The organism is Pseudomonas monachiensis (assembly GCF_047345015.1).
GTDB classification, from domain to species: Bacteria; Pseudomonadota; Gammaproteobacteria; order Pseudomonadales; family Pseudomonadaceae; genus Aquipseudomonas; species Aquipseudomonas monachiensis.
On the sequence record NZ_CP178857.1, the window covers coordinates 342313 to 358133 of the forward strand.

The 15821-nt window shown below is 62.1% G+C and carries 16 protein-coding genes; 15 read left to right on the forward strand and 1 reads right to left on the reverse strand.

The genetic code is table 11. From position 1 onward, the window contains the following. Positions 1-16 precede the first annotated feature (16 nt). From ACMDB8_RS01480 to gspM, 15 genes are all read left to right on the forward strand, one after another. Positions 17-1435 (forward strand): FAD-dependent oxidoreductase, encoded by a 1419-nt coding sequence (locus ACMDB8_RS01480; RefSeq protein ID WP_007975602.1) that lies wholly within the window; start codon positions 17-19, stop codon positions 1433-1435. A 252-nt stretch (positions 1436-1687) separates the two neighbouring features. Continuing rightward, complete coding sequence (hemE, locus tag ACMDB8_RS01485) at positions 1688-2755, forward strand: uroporphyrinogen decarboxylase (protein WP_056725688.1); 1068 nt, start codon at positions 1688-1690, stop codon at positions 2753-2755. A gap of 290 nt (positions 2756-3045) precedes the next feature. Next, entirely contained in the window at positions 3046-4512 is a 1467-nt protein-coding gene (gene gbpA / locus ACMDB8_RS01490; protein WP_056725686.1) for an N-acetylglucosamine-binding protein GbpA, read from the forward strand. A 59-nt stretch (positions 4513-4571) separates the two neighbouring features. Continuing rightward, a complete protein-coding gene (locus tag ACMDB8_RS01495; RefSeq protein ID WP_236709757.1) occupies positions 4572-5138 on the forward strand; it encodes a cytochrome b in 567 nt (188 codons plus the stop codon). A gap of 4 nt (positions 5139-5142) precedes the next feature. Continuing rightward, positions 5143-5685 (forward strand): hypothetical protein, encoded by a 543-nt coding sequence (locus ACMDB8_RS01500; RefSeq protein ID WP_409078537.1) that lies wholly within the window; start codon positions 5143-5145, stop codon positions 5683-5685. Positions 5686-5693: 8 nt separating this feature from the next. Further along, on the forward strand, positions 5694-7613 hold the full coding sequence (gspD, locus tag ACMDB8_RS01505; protein WP_409078538.1) for a type II secretion system secretin GspD: 1920 nt from the start codon (positions 5694-5696) through the stop codon (positions 7611-7613). A 4-nt stretch (positions 7614-7617) separates the two neighbouring features. Continuing rightward, entirely contained in the window at positions 7618-9090 is a 1473-nt protein-coding gene (gene gspE / locus ACMDB8_RS01510; protein WP_409078539.1) for a type II secretion system ATPase GspE, read from the forward strand. A 3-nt stretch (positions 9091-9093) separates the two neighbouring features. After that, positions 9094-10302 carry a type II secretion system inner membrane protein GspF gene (gspF, locus tag ACMDB8_RS01515; RefSeq protein ID WP_056725675.1) on the forward strand — a complete coding sequence of 403 codons (1209 nt, stop codon included), beginning with the start codon at positions 9094-9096 and terminating at the stop codon, positions 10300-10302. 3 nt (positions 10303-10305) lie between these two features. Next, the gene (gene gspG / locus ACMDB8_RS01520) at positions 10306-10761 is read left to right on the forward strand and encodes a type II secretion system major pseudopilin GspG (protein WP_056725671.1); all 456 of its coding nucleotides are present in this window, start codon (positions 10306-10308) and stop codon (positions 10759-10761) included. Between the two features lie 3 nt (positions 10762-10764). Continuing rightward, a complete protein-coding gene (gene gspH / locus ACMDB8_RS01525) occupies positions 10765-11232 on the forward strand; it encodes a type II secretion system minor pseudopilin GspH (protein ID WP_409078540.1) in 468 nt (155 codons plus the stop codon). Continuing rightward, a complete protein-coding gene (gspI, locus tag ACMDB8_RS01530; RefSeq protein ID WP_409078541.1) occupies positions 11225-11608 on the forward strand; it encodes a type II secretion system minor pseudopilin GspI in 384 nt (127 codons plus the stop codon). The genes gspH and gspI overlap by 8 nt, the downstream gene beginning before the upstream one ends. Next, entirely contained in the window at positions 11601-12143 is a 543-nt protein-coding gene (locus ACMDB8_RS01535) for a type II secretion system protein GspJ (protein WP_056725666.1), read from the forward strand. Before gspI ends, ACMDB8_RS01535 begins: the two co-directional genes overlap by 8 nt. Then, positions 12140-12991: a general secretion pathway protein GspK gene (locus tag ACMDB8_RS01540; RefSeq protein WP_409078542.1), complete on the forward strand. Its 852-nt coding sequence runs from the start codon at positions 12140-12142 to the stop codon at positions 12989-12991. The genes ACMDB8_RS01535 and ACMDB8_RS01540 overlap by 4 nt, the downstream gene beginning before the upstream one ends. Further along, positions 12988-14094, forward strand: coding sequence for a type II secretion system protein GspL (gene gspL, locus ACMDB8_RS01545; RefSeq protein WP_409078543.1), 1107 nt, complete (start codon positions 12988-12990; stop codon positions 14092-14094). The genes ACMDB8_RS01540 and gspL overlap by 4 nt, the downstream gene beginning before the upstream one ends. After that, positions 14091-14522: a type II secretion system protein GspM gene (gspM, locus tag ACMDB8_RS01550; protein WP_056725659.1), complete on the forward strand. Its 432-nt coding sequence runs from the start codon at positions 14091-14093 to the stop codon at positions 14520-14522. Before gspL ends, gspM begins: the two co-directional genes overlap by 4 nt. On the opposite strand, the gene ACMDB8_RS01555 is transcribed toward gspM, so the two are convergent. Next, positions 14515-15795, reverse strand: coding sequence for an MFS transporter (locus ACMDB8_RS01555; RefSeq protein ID WP_413966567.1), 1281 nt, complete (start codon positions 15793-15795; stop codon positions 14515-14517). The genes gspM and ACMDB8_RS01555 overlap by 8 nt on opposite strands. Positions 15796-15821 lie beyond the last annotated feature (26 nt).

The window sequence follows — 15821 nt, forward strand, 5'->3', positions numbered from 1 at the left end:
TTGATGAGGTTTTAAAATGGCTGAACGTCTGAATAATGACTTCCAGTTCATCGAGGTCGGGCGCAAGGATCCGAAGAAGAAACTGTTGCGTCAACGCAAGAAAGAGTTCGTGGAAATCTACGAACCCTTCAAACCCCAGCAGTCGGCCGACCAGGCCCACCGCTGCCTGGGTTGCGGTAACCCGTATTGCGAATGGAAGTGCCCGGTGCACAACTTCATTCCCAACTGGCTGAAGCTGGTGGCCGAGGGCAACATCCTCCAGGCCGCCGAACTGTCGCACCAGACCAACACCCTGCCGGAAGTCTGCGGCCGGGTGTGCCCGCAGGATCGTCTGTGCGAGGGTGCCTGCACCCTCAACGACGGCTTCGGCGCGGTGACCATCGGTTCGGTGGAGAAGTACATCACCGACACCGCGTTCGCCATGGGCTGGCGCCCGGACATGTCCAAGGTCAAGCCGACCGGCAAGCGTGTCGCGATCATCGGTGCCGGGCCTGCGGGCCTGGGCTGTGCCGACGTGCTGGTGCGCGGCGGCGTGACCCCGGTGGTGTTCGACAAGAACCCGGAAATCGGCGGTCTGCTGACCTTCGGCATCCCCGAGTTCAAGCTGGAAAAGACCGTGCTGAGCAATCGTCGCGAAGTCTTCACTGGCATGGGCATCGAGTTCCGCCTCAACACCGAGGTGGGCAAGGACGTGACCATGGAGCAACTGCTCGAAGAATACGATGCGGTATTCATGGGCATGGGCACCTACACCTACATGAAGGGCGGCTTTGCCGGGGAAGACCTGCCGGGCGTGTACGACGCGCTGGATTTCCTGATCGCCAACGTCAACCGCAACCTGGGCTTTGAAAAGTCGCCGGAAGATTTCGTCGACATGAAAGGCAAGAAGGTCGTGGTACTCGGCGGCGGCGACACGGCGATGGACTGCAACCGTACGTCGATCCGCCAGGGCGCCAAGTCGGTGACCTGCGCCTATCGTCGTGACGAAGCGAACATGCCGGGCTCGCGCAAAGAGGTGAAGAACGCCAAGGAAGAAGGCGTGAAATTCCTCTACAACCGCCAGCCGATCGCCATTGTCGGTGAAGACAAGGTCGAAGGCGTGAAGGTGGTCGAGACCCGTCTCGGCGAGCCGGACGCCCGTGGCCGCCGTAGCCCCGAGCCGATCCCGGGCTCCGAAGAGATCATCCCGGCCGACGCCGTGGTCATCGCTTTCGGTTTCCGTCCAAGCCCGGCGCCGTGGTTCGAGCAGTTCGAAATCCAGACCGACAGCCAGGGCCGCGTGGTGGCGCCGGAACAAGGTCAGTACAAGCACCAGACCAGCAACCCGAAGATCTTCGCCGGTGGCGACATGGTGCGCGGTTCCGACCTGGTGGTGACGGCGATCTTCGAAGGCCGTAATGCCGCCGAAGGGATCCTGGATTACCTGGGCGTGTAACCTCGCCCCGGAACTAAATGTAATACCCCCTGTGGGAGCGAGCTTGCTCGCGATAGCGGTGGATCAGTCAGCAGAGATGTTGAATGTGAAGCCCTCATCGCGAGCAAGCTCGCTCCCACAGTCGTTTTGTGGTGAGTCAAATACTGCATTCCACCGCGACAAATTGACCCGATAGACAAAAGGCTGACCTGCAACCGTGCCTTTTGCTCCCGGCTCTGAGAAAATGCCCTCACTTTTTTTCCGGATGCCGACATGACTGCCCTGAAGAACGACCGTTTCCTGCGCGCCCTGCTCAAGCAACCCGTAGACGTCACCCCCGTGTGGATGATGCGTCAGGCCGGTCGCTACCTGCCTGAATACCGCGCCAGCCGTGCCAAGGCCGGCGATTTCATGAGCCTGTGCATGAACCCGGCGTTCGCTTGCGAAGTCACGATGCAGCCGCTCGACCGCTATCCACAACTGGATGCTGCGATCCTCTTCTCCGACATCCTGACCATCCCCGATGCCATGGGTCAGGGCCTGTATTTCGAAACCGGTGAAGGTCCGCGCTTCAAGAAAGTCGTCAGCACCCTGGCCGACATCGAAGCCCTGCCGATTCCTGATCCGCACAAAGACCTGGGTTACGTGATGGACGCGGTCAGCACCATCCGCCGCGAACTGAACGGCCGCGTACCGCTGATCGGTTTCTCCGGCAGCCCGTGGACCCTGGCGACCTACATGGTCGAAGGCGGCTCGTCGAAAGACTACCGCAAGACCAAAACCATGCTCTACGACAACCCGCAAGCCTTGCACCTGCTGCTGGACAAGCTCGCGCAGACAGTCACCAGCTACCTTAACGGCCAGATCATGGCCGGTGCGCAAGCGGTACAGATCTTCGACAGCTGGGGCGGCAGCCTGTCGGCGGCGGCGTACCAGGAATTCTCCCTGGCCTACATGAAGAAAATTGTCAGCGGCCTGATCCGCGAACACGAAGGTCGCAAGGTGCCGGTCATCCTGTTCACCAAGAACGGTGGCCTGTGGCTGGAAAGCATCGCTGATGCCGGCGCCGACGCACTGGGCCTGGACTGGACCTGCGACATCGGCAGCGCCCGTGCCCGTGTTGGCGACAAGGTCGCGCTGCAAGGCAACATGGACCCGACCGTGCTCTACGCGAAACCCGAAGCCATCCGTACCGAAGTCGGGCGCATCCTGGCCAGCTACGGCAAAGGCAGCGGCCACGTATTCAACCTCGGCCATGGCATCACGCCGGAAGTCGATCCGGAACATGCTGGTGCATTCCTGCGCGCGGTACATGAGCTGTCGGCGCAGTATCACGAGTAGCGATTGCCCGTTTTCACAAAGCCTGTCCCGCCTCGCGCCGGACAGGTTTTTTTGTGCCGTTTAAAAGCTCAAAAAATAAAGCATCACCAACTGTAAGAATGTTTTCTTTCTTTGTCGGATTGAGACATGGAGAGACTGTTCCTGCCTCGCGTGGTGATTACTCCTACATAGAATTTTCCTCCATCCCCGTAAGGTTCCAGGCCCTTGTCCGGCGTATTGCCGAACAATCACGAAGCGAACAGGGGCGCCCACTAGGCGCCCTGTTTTCGATAAGCAGTCTGGAATACATCATGAAAATTACATTTGATAAAAGAAGTGCTTTAACGGCCTGCACTTCATCGATGATCCTGTTATCGGCAATGCTGGCCTCTCAAACCGTTTCCGCCCATGGCTATCTGGAAGTGCCGCCGTCGCGCGCGCTGGCTTGCCAGAAAGGCTTGAACACCAACTGCGGTGGCGCCCAGTACGAACCGCAGAGTGTCGGTGAAACCTTCAAAGGCTTTCCGGCGGGCGTCGGCGGTGCTCCCTTGCAGGGGCCGGTCGATGGCAAGATCGCCAGCGGTGGTCACTCGCTGTTTTCTGCCATGGATGCACAGTCCGCCACCCGTTGGCACCTGACTGAAATCAAGGACCGCAACATCGATTTCAAGTGGCATTACACAGCGGTTCACCCGGCTACCAAACACGAGTATTTCATCACCCGCAACGGCTGGAATCCGAACGAATCGCTCAAACGCGCCACTTTCGAAAGCACGCCGTTCTGCACCATCGACGGCGGTAACAAGCGTCCGGAGTCCAGCGACAAGCACAACTGCAACATTCCGGCAGACAAGTCTGGTCATCACGTCGTCCTGGCCATCTGGACCGTGGGCGATACCGATGCCGCGTTCTACAACGCTACGGATCTGAACATCCTGGCGGAGCCTGAACTGCCTGGCGGCTGGTCCTCCGTAGGCAGCATTGCGCCTTCGACGGCGCTGTTGGTGGGCGACAAGGTCAAGGCCCGCGCATTCACCGGCAATGGCGAGAGCCCGGACTACAGTGTCGAAATCAGCATCGATAACGCTGTAGAAGGCACGCCGCAAAACTGGTCGTTCAAGCTGGCAGAGAAAATCAACCAGACCCACACCCTTGTTCGCGCCGGTATCCGCGACGAGAGCGGCAATGTCGAGCCGGTCAAAGGCACCAACAGCCTCTACGCACAAAAAGAAAGCGGGGTAGTGCGCTACGAAGTGCAACTGGACATGAAGGAGGACACCGCTGCGCGCATGTCGGTGGCCTCGCAGCAAGCCGAATACGTTCTGGATAAGGGCCGGGCGAAGGTCGAGTTCAGCATGATCGCGAACCGTGCGATGAACGTCGAAGCCACTTTGCTCGACCAGAACAACAAACCGGTAGGCACCACCTCGGCACAAGTGGCCAGTGGCTCCACCTCGCTGTCCATGGATGTGCGCAGCAACCCGGGCGCGCACACCTTGACCCTGGTCGGCACCACCCTGGATGGTCGCACGACCCGTCAGGACACCCAGACCACCCAACTGACCGGAGAGGGCGCCGGCATCGAATACGATTTCGTATTCCCCGAAGGCCTCAGCGACTACACCGCCGGTACCAAGGTGCTGCATCCGAAGACCAACGAAGTCTTTGAGTGCAAACCGTTCCCCGAGTCGGGTTACTGCAAGCAGTACAGCCCCTCCGCCAACGGCTTCGAACCGAGTGTCGGTGCTCACTGGCACATGGCGTGGAACAAGTTGTAAGTCCCCCTCGTAGCACTTCAGGCGATCGGTAGCCGATCGCCTGAAGCTTTATTCCCTTGATGTTGATCGAGTTGAAAATGACGGTTTCGGGTTATTCCAGACTGCGCGTGCTGCTGCATTGGTTGTCTGCGGCGGTGATCCTGTGGACCTTGCTGTCTGGTTTTCTTGTGGCCGGTTTCGAGGTGTCTGCGCACATCAAGGAATCGGTTGCGTTCTTCAATGTTTCACTGACAACAGTGTTCATACCGTTTTACCTGTGGCGCCTGTTTCTGTTTTTCACTCATACCCGTTTTTCGGGCCTGAGGTCGTTGTCGCTTGTCGAAGTGCTCGCACTGTTCGTGCACTCATCGATTTACCTCATCGTCGGGGCCGTCCTGGTGACCGGCGTGTTGATGATGGATCGCCCGATCAATGTATTCGGGGTTATCGGGATCGCTCAACCGTTAAGCGATCCATGCCTGATCGCCCTGTTTGTTACGGTCCACACGTGGGCGTGTGTGGTGTTGTCGCTGCTGCTGGCCGTCCACATCGGTGCCGTCATCGTGCATGAGGCCTGCAACCGCCGGGTGCTGCAACGGATGTCTTTGCGTCTGTGTGGCAAGCCTGGGGCCGGGCGACTTGAGTGAGGCCATGGTGATGCTTTCGCGCGAACGCTTGGCCGGACTGGTCTTGCTCCTGGGCAAGGCGAGCCTGCTGGTCGTGCCGCTGGCCTATGGGGCGTTCCTGGGCTGGCAGGAGTGGCGCTATCGCGAACAGTTGATGCTGCCAGCGCCGGTCGAAACCTCGCGAACCGCACCCGCACCCCGGCAAACGCTCGACGCAACGGCGGTTGCAACGGTGCTCGGTCTGACGACGGGCGCCGAGTTGCTGCCGAGCGCGGAACCGCTGACCTTGAAGGCAAGCTTCGTCGTCACTCATGGCTTGTCCCGGGTGTTGCTGGCGGACTCACAAGGCGCGCGCATCTACCAGGTCGGCGAGCGCTTGCCCGGTGGCAGCGTCTTGCGTCGCGTCGAGCCCGACCACGCGGTGTTGTGGAGCAAGGGCCGAGAGGAACTATTGACGCTCCAGCCTCCCGCAGCGGGTTTTCTGCAACGGCTCGACCCCCACGGCAAGCCCCAAGTGCCCAGCGTTTCTCCGCGTTTTTTTAGCCCGCTTGCCGGGTCGACAGAGTGATCAAGTTCATGAATAGCTTTCTCGGTGTGCAAGTACTGCGACCGGTGATTTTTTTCGTCGCCATGGTGGTAACGCTTTCCCACGGCGCGCTTCTGGCCGAGGAAGAAAAATGGCAGCTGGCGATGAACAACGCAGAGCTGCGCGACATCGTCGAAGAGATCTCCAACATTCTGGGGACCACCGTGGTGCTGGACCCCAAAGTCTCCGGTCGCGTCACGGTCATGTCCCGACAGGCCCTCGATCGTGAAGGCGTGCGCCGGTTGTTCTATTCGGTGCTCGACGCCCACCACTTCACAGTGATCGATGAGGGCGACCGGATCCTCATCACCCCGGTTGCCGAGGCCAAGACCCGGGCCGGCCAGGGCACGGTGAAAACCACTACGGCGTCGCAGTTCGTGACCGAAGTCATCGGCTTGAACACCAGCAGTGCCTCCGATATCGCCGGGCTGGTGCGACCGTTGGTGTCTGCCAATGGTTATGTCGGCCCTTCGGTGTCGGCCAATGCGTTGGTGCTGACCGACACGGCTGCCAATGTGAAGCGCATCGCGCGGGTGATCCGCGAACTGGACTCCGGTCAGAACAACCTGCACGCGGTGGTCCCGCTCAAGCATGCCCTGGCGGGCGATGTCGCGCCGGTTATCGAGGCCTCCATGGGCAAGCGCAATGCCGATTCAGCGATACAGGTACTGGCGGACACCAGGACCAATCGCCTGGTTTTCATTGGCCCGCCGGTCGTTCGCCAGCGCTTGATCGAACTGGCCCGAGGTCTCGATACGCCGGCTACCACGACCCTCGACAATGCCCGGGTGATTCGCCTGCGTCACAGCGATGCCAAGCAGTTGGCCGAGATTCTGGAGTCGATGGGGCAGGGCAGAAAGCAGACATCCGCCATCGGCAATGCCAAGGACACGTCTGGCGGTGCAAGCTTCATGATCAAGGCCGACGAAAGCCAGAACGCGCTGGTGCTGATCGCCGAGCCGGCGCAGGTGCGGACCATCGAAAACATCGTGCGCCAGCTGGACCAGCCACGGGCCCAGGTGTTGATCCATGCCGCCATCGTCGAAATCTCCGGCGACATCGCTGAGGCCGTCGGTGTGCAGTGGAACCTCAGCACAGGTGACGCCAAGGGCTTCATCAACTTTCCCGGCACCGACATTCCGATCGTCGGCGGGTTGAAGTTCGACGAGAAAAGATCGGCGCCGGAGGGGGCGATCCTGCAACTGGGCGGCGACCGCTTCGGTGCGCTGATTTCGGCCTTGGCCAGCAACACCCACAGCAACCTGCTGTCCACGCCGAGCCTGTTGACCCTGGACAATCAGGAAGCCGAAATCATCGTCGGCCAGAACGTGCCGTTCAAGACCGGCTCCTACGCCACCAACAGCAACGGCGCGGAGAATCCGTTCACCACCGTCGAGCGCAAGGACGTCGGCATCAGCCTGAAGATCAAGCCTTACATCAACGAAGGCTCGACGCTGCGCCTGGAGGTCGAGCAGGAAGTGTCGGACATCGCGCCGTCGGTGTCGGGCATCGATTCCTCGGACCTGATCACCAACAAGCGAGCACTCAAGAGCACCATTCTCGCCGACGATGGCGAAATCATCGTGATCGGCGGCCTGATCAGGGATAGCGTGCGCACCCAGAAAAGCGGCGTGCCGCTGCTGCGAGACATTCCCTACCTCGGCGCGTTGTTCCGCTGGAGCCGCGACACCCAGACCAAAAGCAACCTGATGGTGTTCTTGCGCCCGACCATCGTGCGCAGCAAGGAAGACCTGTCTCAGGTCAGCCAGCAGCGTTACAACGCGCTGCGTGACTTGAGCAAATCAGGGGCGGGGGAAAACAACTCGCTGTTGCTGCCTTCCGAGGCGCGCGGGTTGTTCGAACCGGCCAGCGACGCGCCAGTGTTCGATTTGCGCGGCAAGGCGCAGTGAATCCATGAGCGGACTCTGCGAGCAATTGCCCTTCGGCTTCGCCCGGCGTTTTGGTGTGTTGCTGGAGCATGACGGCGACGAGCTGCGCATTGCCCTGCGCAGTGATGCGCCGCTCACCGCATTGGCGGAAGCGCGCCGGGTGTGCGGACGGACGTTGCCGTTTCAAATCGTCGGGGCCGATGAGTACGCCTCGCGCCTGGCGGCGGCCTATCGCGAGGGGCACAGTGCGGTGGAGCAGGTTGCCCAAGGGCTGGACGAAGAACTGGACTTGCTCAGCCTGGTCGATCAGGTCCCGCAAACCGCCGACCTGCTGGAGCAACAGGGCGACGCACCGATCATTCGCCTGATCAACGCGCTACTCGGTGAAGCAGTGCGTGAGCATGCCTCGGATGTGCACCTGGAAACCTTCGAGCAGTACCTGTCGGTGCGCATGCGGGTGGATGGCCAACTGCGTGAAATGCTCAGGCCCAAGCGCGAACTGGCGACGCTGTTGGTGTCGCGGATCAAGGTCATGGCGCGCCTGGACATCGCGGAAAAACGCGTGCCCCAGGATGGGCGAATGGCCTTGCGCCTGGCCGGGCATGAAGTCGATGTACGGGTCTCGACGCTGCCTTCGGCCCACGGCGAACGGGTGGTGCTGCGTTTGCTCGACAAGCAGGCCGGGCGCCTGGACCTGCATCGGCTGGGCATGCCGGACGATACCCTCGTGGCCCTGCGCCAACTGTTGGGCAAGCCCCACGGCATTTTGTTGGTGACCGGGCCGACCGGTTCCGGCAAGACCACCAGCCTGTACGCCGCCCTGAGCAGCCTGAATGACCAGACCCGCAATATTCTCACGGTCGAAGACCCGATCGAATATCACCTGCCGGGTGTCGGCCAGATGCCGGTCAACCCAAAGGTCGACATGACCTTCGCCCGGGGCCTGCGGGCGATTTTGCGCCAGGATCCGGACGTGGTGATGGTTGGCGAAATCCGTGACCGCGAAACTGCCGAGATCGCTGTCCAGGCGTCCTTGACCGGACATCTGGTGCTCTCGACCCTGCACACCAACAGCGCGGCCGGCGCGGTCACGCGGCTGGTAGACATGGGTGTCGATGCCTATCTGTTGGCGTCCTCGCTGGTGGGCATTCTGGCCCAGCGCCTGCTGCGCACCTTGTGCCCCCATTGCAAGGTGTCGTACCTCGCCGACGCGGCAGCCTGCCAGCGCCTGGGGCTCGACACCAGCACGTCGCACACCCTGTTCAAGGCTTCGGGCTGTGAACAGTGCCAGCACGGCTATCGCGGCCGCATCGGCATTTACGAGCTGATCAGCGTGACGCCCGCCGTCTCGGCGCTGATCCATCAGGGCGCCAGTGAGCAATTGCTCGTCGACGAAACACGCAAGGTCTCGCGCAGCCTGTTCCAGGACGGGCGCCAGCGGGTGCTTGAAGGGTTGACCAGCCTCGATGAATTGCTGCGTGTGACCCAGGAGAACTGATCGATGCCGACCTTCGACTACCGCGCCCACGATGCCCAGGGACGATCCTGCAAGGGACGGCTGGAGGCCGATGGACCCCGCCATGGGCGACAGTTGTTGCGTGAGCGTGGTTTGTGGCCGCGTGTCTTGATCGAGGTCAGGGTTGGCGGCGGTGCGGGCCAGCGGTCGCGAGGTGGACGCCTGAGTGCCGCTGATCTGGCGCTGTTGACGTTGCAACTGTCAACGCTGGTTCAGGCCGGACTGCCCCTTGAGGAAGCGCTCGATGCGGTGGCGAAGCAGAGCTCAAAGCGCAAGGTTGCAAGCTTGCTCTCGGCGGTCAGGAGCCGGGTAATGGAAGGTCACGCCCTGGCCTCGGCACTGGGGCAATTTCCCCGGGCCTTTCCCGAGTTGTTCCGCGCCACCGTGGCCGCTGGAGAACGCTCGGGGCATCTGGGCCATGTGCTGGAGCAACTGGCGGCCTACACCCAGGCCCGCCAGGCCTCACGGCAAAAGATTCAGATGGCCCTGGTGTACCCGTTGATCCTGATGTTGGCCAGCGTGGCAATCGTCGGTTTTCTGCTCGGTTACGTGGTGCCGGATGTGGTGAAGATCTTCGTCGACAGCGGCCAGCCGTTGCCCTGGCTGACCCGGGCGCTGATCGGCGTGAGCAACGGCCTGCGCGACCATTTCCTGTTGTTGATGGGCGTGCTGGCGGTGCTGCTCGGCCTGTGGCGCTGGAGCTGGCAGCAGCCGCAGTGGCGTCTGCGCTGGCATCGTTGGGTGCTCAATGCCCCCGTCATCGGTGAAGTGCTGCGCGCCATGGAAGCCGCGCGGTTTGCCAGCACCCTGGCAATCCTCGGCAAAAGTGCCGTGCCCTTGGTGGACGCCCTGGAAATTGCGGCCGCAGTCATCGGCAACCTGACCATCCGCGCGCGGATGGTCGATGTCGCCCGCTCGGTCCGCGAAGGCGCAACGCTGACCCGTGGCCTGGAGATGAGCGGCGACATCCCGCCGATGATGCTGCACATGATCGCCAGCGGCGAACGTGCCGGCGAACTCGACCGCATGCTGGCCCGGGCCGCCGAACAACAGGAAAACAGCCTCGCCGCGCGCATCGCGCTGGTGGTGGGCCTCTTCGAGCCGGCCATGCTGGTGCTGATGGGCGGCGTCGTGCTGCTGATCGTCATGGCCATCCTGCTCCCGATTCTCAGCCTCAACCAATTGGTGAATTGATCCATGCAACCTGTCCGCAAAAACCTTTCCCGCGCGCAACGCGGTTTTACCCTGATCGAAATCATGGTGGTGGTGGTCATCATCGGCGTGCTGGGGGCCATTGTGGTGCCGCAGTTCATGAGTCGCCCCGATCAAGCCAAGGTCACTGCCGCCAGAATCGATATCCAGGCCATCGCCACCGCCCTGGAAATGTACCGCCTCGACAACGCCCATTACCCCTCGACCCAGCAAGGCCTGGAAGCGTTGGTCAAGCGTCCTTCCGGACTGCCCGTGGCGCGGGGCTGGAACCCCCAGGGTTACCTCAAGAGCATGCCGGTCGACCCGTGGAACACGCCTTATCAGTACCTCAATCCGGGTATGCGATCGGTAGACGGCACTTACGACCTGTATTCCCTGGGCGCCGATGGCGCAGCGGGCGGCGAAGGGTTTGCAGCCGAAATCGGCAATTGGGGCCATTGATCCGTGGGCTACCGCAGTCGGGGGTTTACGTTATTGGAGCTGATGATCGTGATTGTCGTGGTTGGCGTCTTGCTGGGCATGGTGAGCTTTGTCGGTGGGGGCAGTCCCGCGCGCGAGGTCAGGCAGGTAGCCGAGGCGATGGTGCAGGTGATTCATCAATTGCGTGAGCGCGCGGTGTTCGAGGGGCAGGAATATGGCTTGCGGCTGGGTACCGATGGCCACCGGGTGATGCGCCGGGGTGATGGCGGGTGGGAGCCGGTGGAGGGGCTGACTACCTGGCCTTTGAGCATACGAGTACGTTTGCAGCAGGATGGCTATGGGGTAGGGCTGGACGCTGACGAAGGACCGCCGCAGTTGCTCTTGCTCAGCAACGATGAAACCAGTGCCTTCACGCTGACATTCGAGTCTGGCGACAGGACCTGGCTGAGCCTGTCCGGCGATGGTATCGGCGAGGTGGTGATCGATGACTAGTCGGCCACCCTTGTCGTCCATGGGCGGCTTCACGCTGCTGGAAATCATGGTGGCCCTGGCGGTCTTCGCGACACTGGCGGCAGCCGTGCTGTCGGCCAGTCAATACGCGGTGAAGCAGCGCGGCGCCGTCGAGACTCGGCTGTTCGCAGCGTGGCTGGCGGACAACCGCTTGAACGAATTGCGCCTGCAATCGGGTTTGTCGGCCGGTCAGCAACAACAGATCGTGTCCATGGATCAACGCGACTGGGTGCTGCAACAGCACATCAGCGCCACCGGCGATCCGCGTTTGCTCCAGGTCGACATCCAGGTCAGCCCGGCGAACAGTGCGCACGCCTTGCATCGTGCCAGCGGCTGGATACTTGCGGTTCATGACTAGGCAGCGTGGGTTCACCTTGCTGGAGCTGGTTATCGCCCTGGCCATCTTCGCCGTGCTGGGGCTGGCCAGTTGGGGTTTGTTCGATAGCGTGCTGCGAGTGCAACAGGGCACGGCGGCCCACGAGCGAGCACTCAGGAGCCTGCAACGAGCGATGGCGGTGATCGAGCGGGATCTGCTGCACGTCACCGCACAGCCGGTGGTGCTCGCCGGGCCGCTTTTGCAGTTCCAGCGCAGTCACTGGCGCAACCCTCTGGACCAACCCCGCAGTGAGCGCCAGATGCTGAGCTATCGGCTCGACGGCGGCGTGCTGTGGCGCGAAAGCCAGGGCGAAGGTACGGAGTTCGTGCAGCGGCAAAAGTTGCTCGAAGACGTTCGCGAATTGGGCTGGCGTCTGTTCGACAGCCAGTCCGGCTGGGTTGCTCATTGGCCGGCCGGGCAGGACGCGAAGGCGCCCATGGCGCTGGAGGTGCAAGTCTCTGTCGGGCGCTTCGAATCGATTCGTCGGGTGTTGCCGATGCCGGGTGCATTGCCATGAACGGGCGCCAACGCGGCATTGCCTTGATCAGTGTATTGCTGGTCATGAGCCTGGCACTGCTGATCATCGGCGGCGTGTTGCGCAGTCATCACCTTTCGCTGCAAAGCAGTGGGCAACAGTTGCAGCAGATACAGCTGCGGCAGCTCGCATCGGGCGGGGAAACCTGGGCGTTGTTGCTGTTGCGCGACGCGTTGCAGGACGCGAAAAAACCCGTCGAACGGTTGCAAGGCTGGACTGACATGGCGCCTGACTTCGAGGTTGACGATGCGCAGTTCCTTATCGATATCGACGACCTCGCCGGACGCTTCAACCTCAATGCGTTGTTACGCCAGGGTCAGGTGGATCAAGTCACCCTCAACCGTTGGGCGCGCCTGCTTGAATTGCTCGATCTTCCTCCTGTGCAACTGAGCCAGGTCGGGCCGCTGCGGGAACTCAGCCAGCTGCGCTTGCTGCCCGGCATTGACGCTCGCTTGCTGCAGCGGCTGGAGCCTTGGGTGGCGCTGCTGCCCACCGAAGCCGCCTTGAACATCAACACCGCGCCGGCACTGCTGTTGAGAGCACTCGGCGAGGTGGACGCCGCGACCGCCGATGCGCTGGCGCGTCAGGCGGCAACAACGCCTTGGGCGAGCGTCCAGGCGTTTACCCAGGACCCCTTGCTCTCCGGGCAGGGCCTGAGCAGTCACGGACTTGGCACCCAAAGCCGCTGGTATCGGATAAGGGTGCGGGTGACCCGGGACGGGCGCGAACTGCACCTGGCCACGGATGTCGGGCACGACCCCAAGACTCGACAGCTGACGGTGCTGCAACGACGTTTTCTTCCCATGAACAGCCACGAGAGACCGCGATGAACACTTGGCTTTACCTGACCGCCGAAGGGCAGGACGCGCCATCAGGCCTCTGGCCCTGCGTCCTGTGGTCAAAAACCGGTCAACGCCAGCCGATGCCACTGAATCAGGCGGCCTCGGCATTGCAAGGCCAGGTAGTCGATGTGCTAATGCCCATGGAAATGTGCAGTTGGGTTCGCAGCGAGCCATGGCCGTCGCGACGCAGGCCCGAAGCCCAGGCCATGGCCTACGCCGTGGAAGATCAACTGAGTGAAGCGCTGGAAGGCGTGCATCTGAGCGTTGGCGCTCGTGATCGTGACGGCTGCTTCCCGGTCATGGTCATTGGCCGTGAACGGTTGGCCGCCGTGCTCGACTTGCTGCGAGAGGCGGGCATTGAGGTGCGCGGGGTGTTCGTCGATGCCGATCTGTTGTCCGGCGATCAGCCGTGCGGAGCATGGTGGTTCGGTCGCTGGTTGTTGGGTGCAGGCCTGTCGGCGCGCCTCGCGATATCGCAAGACGACCTGGCTCTGCTCACTCCGTTATTGCCCAAGGACATGCAATGGCTGGATGCCCGTGAGGCCCCCGCCGTCATCGACCAATGCCTGACCCAGCGCCCGACACGGGCCATCAATCTGCTGCAAGGCGCATTTGCCCCACGGGGCAAGCGTCTGCCCTGGCGCGCCGGCGGGTGGGCGTTGTTGATGCTGGCGCTGTTGACCTGGGGTGCCAGCGAAACGCGCATCCGCTTCCTCGACAGCGAAGCCCGCCGCCTGGCCACCCAGAATGAACAGCGATTCAAGGCGCTTTACCCGGAGCAAAGCCGCATCGTCGATATGGCCGCGCAACTCAAGGCCCTGCAAAGCCAGCCTGTGGATTCGCAAAACAGCCGCATTGCCGGGCTGATCCGGTTGATCGAACAGGTGATTGGCGCCAGCCCGGTCGAGGTCCAGCGCATCGAGTTTCGAGCAGGCGAAGGCTGGAGAATTCAGCTGACCGCCAGCGGCTTTACCGAGCTGGAGCAGTTGCGCGAACGCGGGCGACAACAAGGCATGCCCGTGCGGCTCGACAGCGCGAACAAAACGGCTGGCCGGGTACACGCCACCCTCACCGTGGAGGACGGGGCATGAAGCAGGCATGGCGGCGCATTTCCGTGCGCGAACAACGGCTGTTGCAAGTGTCGGGGACTTTTTTGTTGGCGGTCGTGGCGTTCAGCCTGATCTGGCAACCGACCCGGCAGCGACTGGAAACCGCCGAGCGACAGTATCAACAGCAGGCGGGGCTGGCCGCGCAACTGCAACGGGCGTTACCGCGCAGCGATGTCCCCGTCGACAGCGAAAAACCGCTATCGCTGCGCATCAGCGAAAGCGCCGCGGCGACGGGGCTGGAGATCCGTCAGATGGAGAGCGACACCGATCTGCTGCGCGTGACCCTCAATGGCAATGCACAACCGTTGATGCAGTGGCTCGACGGCATGGAGCGCAACGGTGTCGCGTTGCAATCGCTGACCCTGGAAAAACGCGACGATGCCCTGGAGGCACGGGTGGTGCTCAGGTAGTCGAGGTGTTCTGCGGCAACAACGGCAACTTCGCCAGCTTCAACGCGACCAGTAGCGCAATCACCAACAGCGTGCCGATGAACAACCCGATACCGTTCCAGCCGCCCAGGTGCCAGAACACGCCACCCACCGTACCGGCGATGCTCCCCCCGGCGTAGTAGCTGAACAGGTACAAGGACGATGCCTGCCCCTTGGCCCTGGTGGCGCGGCGGCCGATCCAGCTGCTGGCCACCGAGTGGGCACCAAAGAAGCCGAAGGTAAAGATCAGCATGCCGATGATCACCAGCGGCAGTGGCGTGAACATCGTCAGGGCCAGGCCAACGATCATCAGCGCGATGGTGCTCCAGAGCACTTTGCGGCGACCGAGTCTGTCGGCCAGCGAGCCGATTTTCGCTGAGCTGTAGATGCCCGACAGGTACACCACCGACAGCAACCCGACGAAGGCCTGTTCCATGTGGTACGGCGCGGCCAACAGGCGATAGCCGATGTAATTGAACAGCGTGACGAATGCGCCCATCAACACAAAGGCTTCAAGAAACAGCAGCGGCAACCCGGCGTCGCGAAAGTGCATGGTGAAACCGTCGAGCAGGCTGCGCGGGTGCAGCGAGCGGGCGCGGAAGTTGCGCGATTCCGGGAGGATTTTCCAGAACAGCGCCGCGGCGATCAGCGCCAGGCCACCGATCACCAGCATCGCCGTGTGCCAGCTGACGAAGTCGATCAATACCCCGGTGATCAAGCGTCCGCTCATACCGCCAATCGCGTTGCCACCGATGTACAAACCCATGGCGAGGCCGATGTGCTGTGGGTGGATTTCTTCGCTCAGATAGGTCATCGCAACCGCCGCCAGACCGCTCAACGACAATCCAATCAGCGCACGCATCAGCAGCACACCGTGCCAGCTCGGCATCATCGCACTGGCCATGGTGCACAGCGCCGCGGCGAACAATGCGGCCACCATCACCGGTTTACGCCCGATACGGTCGGAAATCGGGCCGGTGATCAGCAGGCCGATGGCAAGCATGCCGGTGGCGATAGACAGGATCAGGCTGCTCTGCGCCGCGTTGATGGAATACTCGTCGGACAGCAGCGGCATCATCGGTTGCACGCAGTAGAGCAGGGCGAACGTCGCGAAGCCGCCGCAGAACAACGCCAGCACCGTGCGCATGAACGCCGGGGTGCCTTTTTCGATGTAGATCTCCGCCAGCTCAGCGGCAATAGCGTCCGGTGCTGCGGGAGGAACTTCATGGGCGAGTGGGGCGACAGCAGTTTTCACGGGGGACCTCGGAGGACGCAGCCGGT

What these genes read in the sequence shown, in the direction of transcription:
- gspD (WP_409078538.1), top strand. Translation starts at nt 5,694, where the DNA reads ATGAATAGCTTTCTCGGTGTGCAAGTACTGCGACCGGTGATTTTTTTC.
- gspM (WP_056725659.1), top strand. Translation starts at nt 14,091, where the DNA reads ATGAAGCAGGCATGGCGGCGCATTTCCGTGCGCGAACAACGGCTGTTG.
- gspL (WP_409078543.1), top strand. Translation starts at nt 12,988, where the DNA reads ATGAACACTTGGCTTTACCTGACCGCCGAAGGGCAGGACGCGCCATCA.
- gbpA (WP_056725686.1), top strand. Translation starts at nt 3,046, where the DNA reads ATGAAAATTACATTTGATAAAAGAAGTGCTTTAACGGCCTGCACTTCA.
- ACMDB8_RS01495 (WP_236709757.1), top strand. Translation starts at nt 4,572, where the DNA reads ATGTTGATCGAGTTGAAAATGACGGTTTCGGGTTATTCCAGACTGCGC.
- gspI (WP_409078541.1), top strand. Translation starts at nt 11,225, where the DNA reads ATGACTAGTCGGCCACCCTTGTCGTCCATGGGCGGCTTCACGCTGCTG.
- ACMDB8_RS01480 (WP_007975602.1), top strand. Translation starts at nt 17, where the DNA reads ATGGCTGAACGTCTGAATAATGACTTCCAGTTCATCGAGGTCGGGCGC.
- gspE (WP_409078539.1), top strand. Translation starts at nt 7,618, where the DNA reads ATGAGCGGACTCTGCGAGCAATTGCCCTTCGGCTTCGCCCGGCGTTTT.
- ACMDB8_RS01540 (WP_409078542.1), top strand. Translation starts at nt 12,140, where the DNA reads ATGAACGGGCGCCAACGCGGCATTGCCTTGATCAGTGTATTGCTGGTC.
- gspF (WP_056725675.1), top strand. Translation starts at nt 9,094, where the DNA reads ATGCCGACCTTCGACTACCGCGCCCACGATGCCCAGGGACGATCCTGC.
- ACMDB8_RS01500 (WP_409078537.1), top strand. Translation starts at nt 5,143, where the DNA reads ATGGTGATGCTTTCGCGCGAACGCTTGGCCGGACTGGTCTTGCTCCTG.
- hemE (WP_056725688.1), top strand. Translation starts at nt 1,688, where the DNA reads ATGACTGCCCTGAAGAACGACCGTTTCCTGCGCGCCCTGCTCAAGCAA.
- ACMDB8_RS01535 (WP_056725666.1), top strand. Translation starts at nt 11,601, where the DNA reads ATGACTAGGCAGCGTGGGTTCACCTTGCTGGAGCTGGTTATCGCCCTG.
- gspG (WP_056725671.1), top strand. Translation starts at nt 10,306, where the DNA reads ATGCAACCTGTCCGCAAAAACCTTTCCCGCGCGCAACGCGGTTTTACC.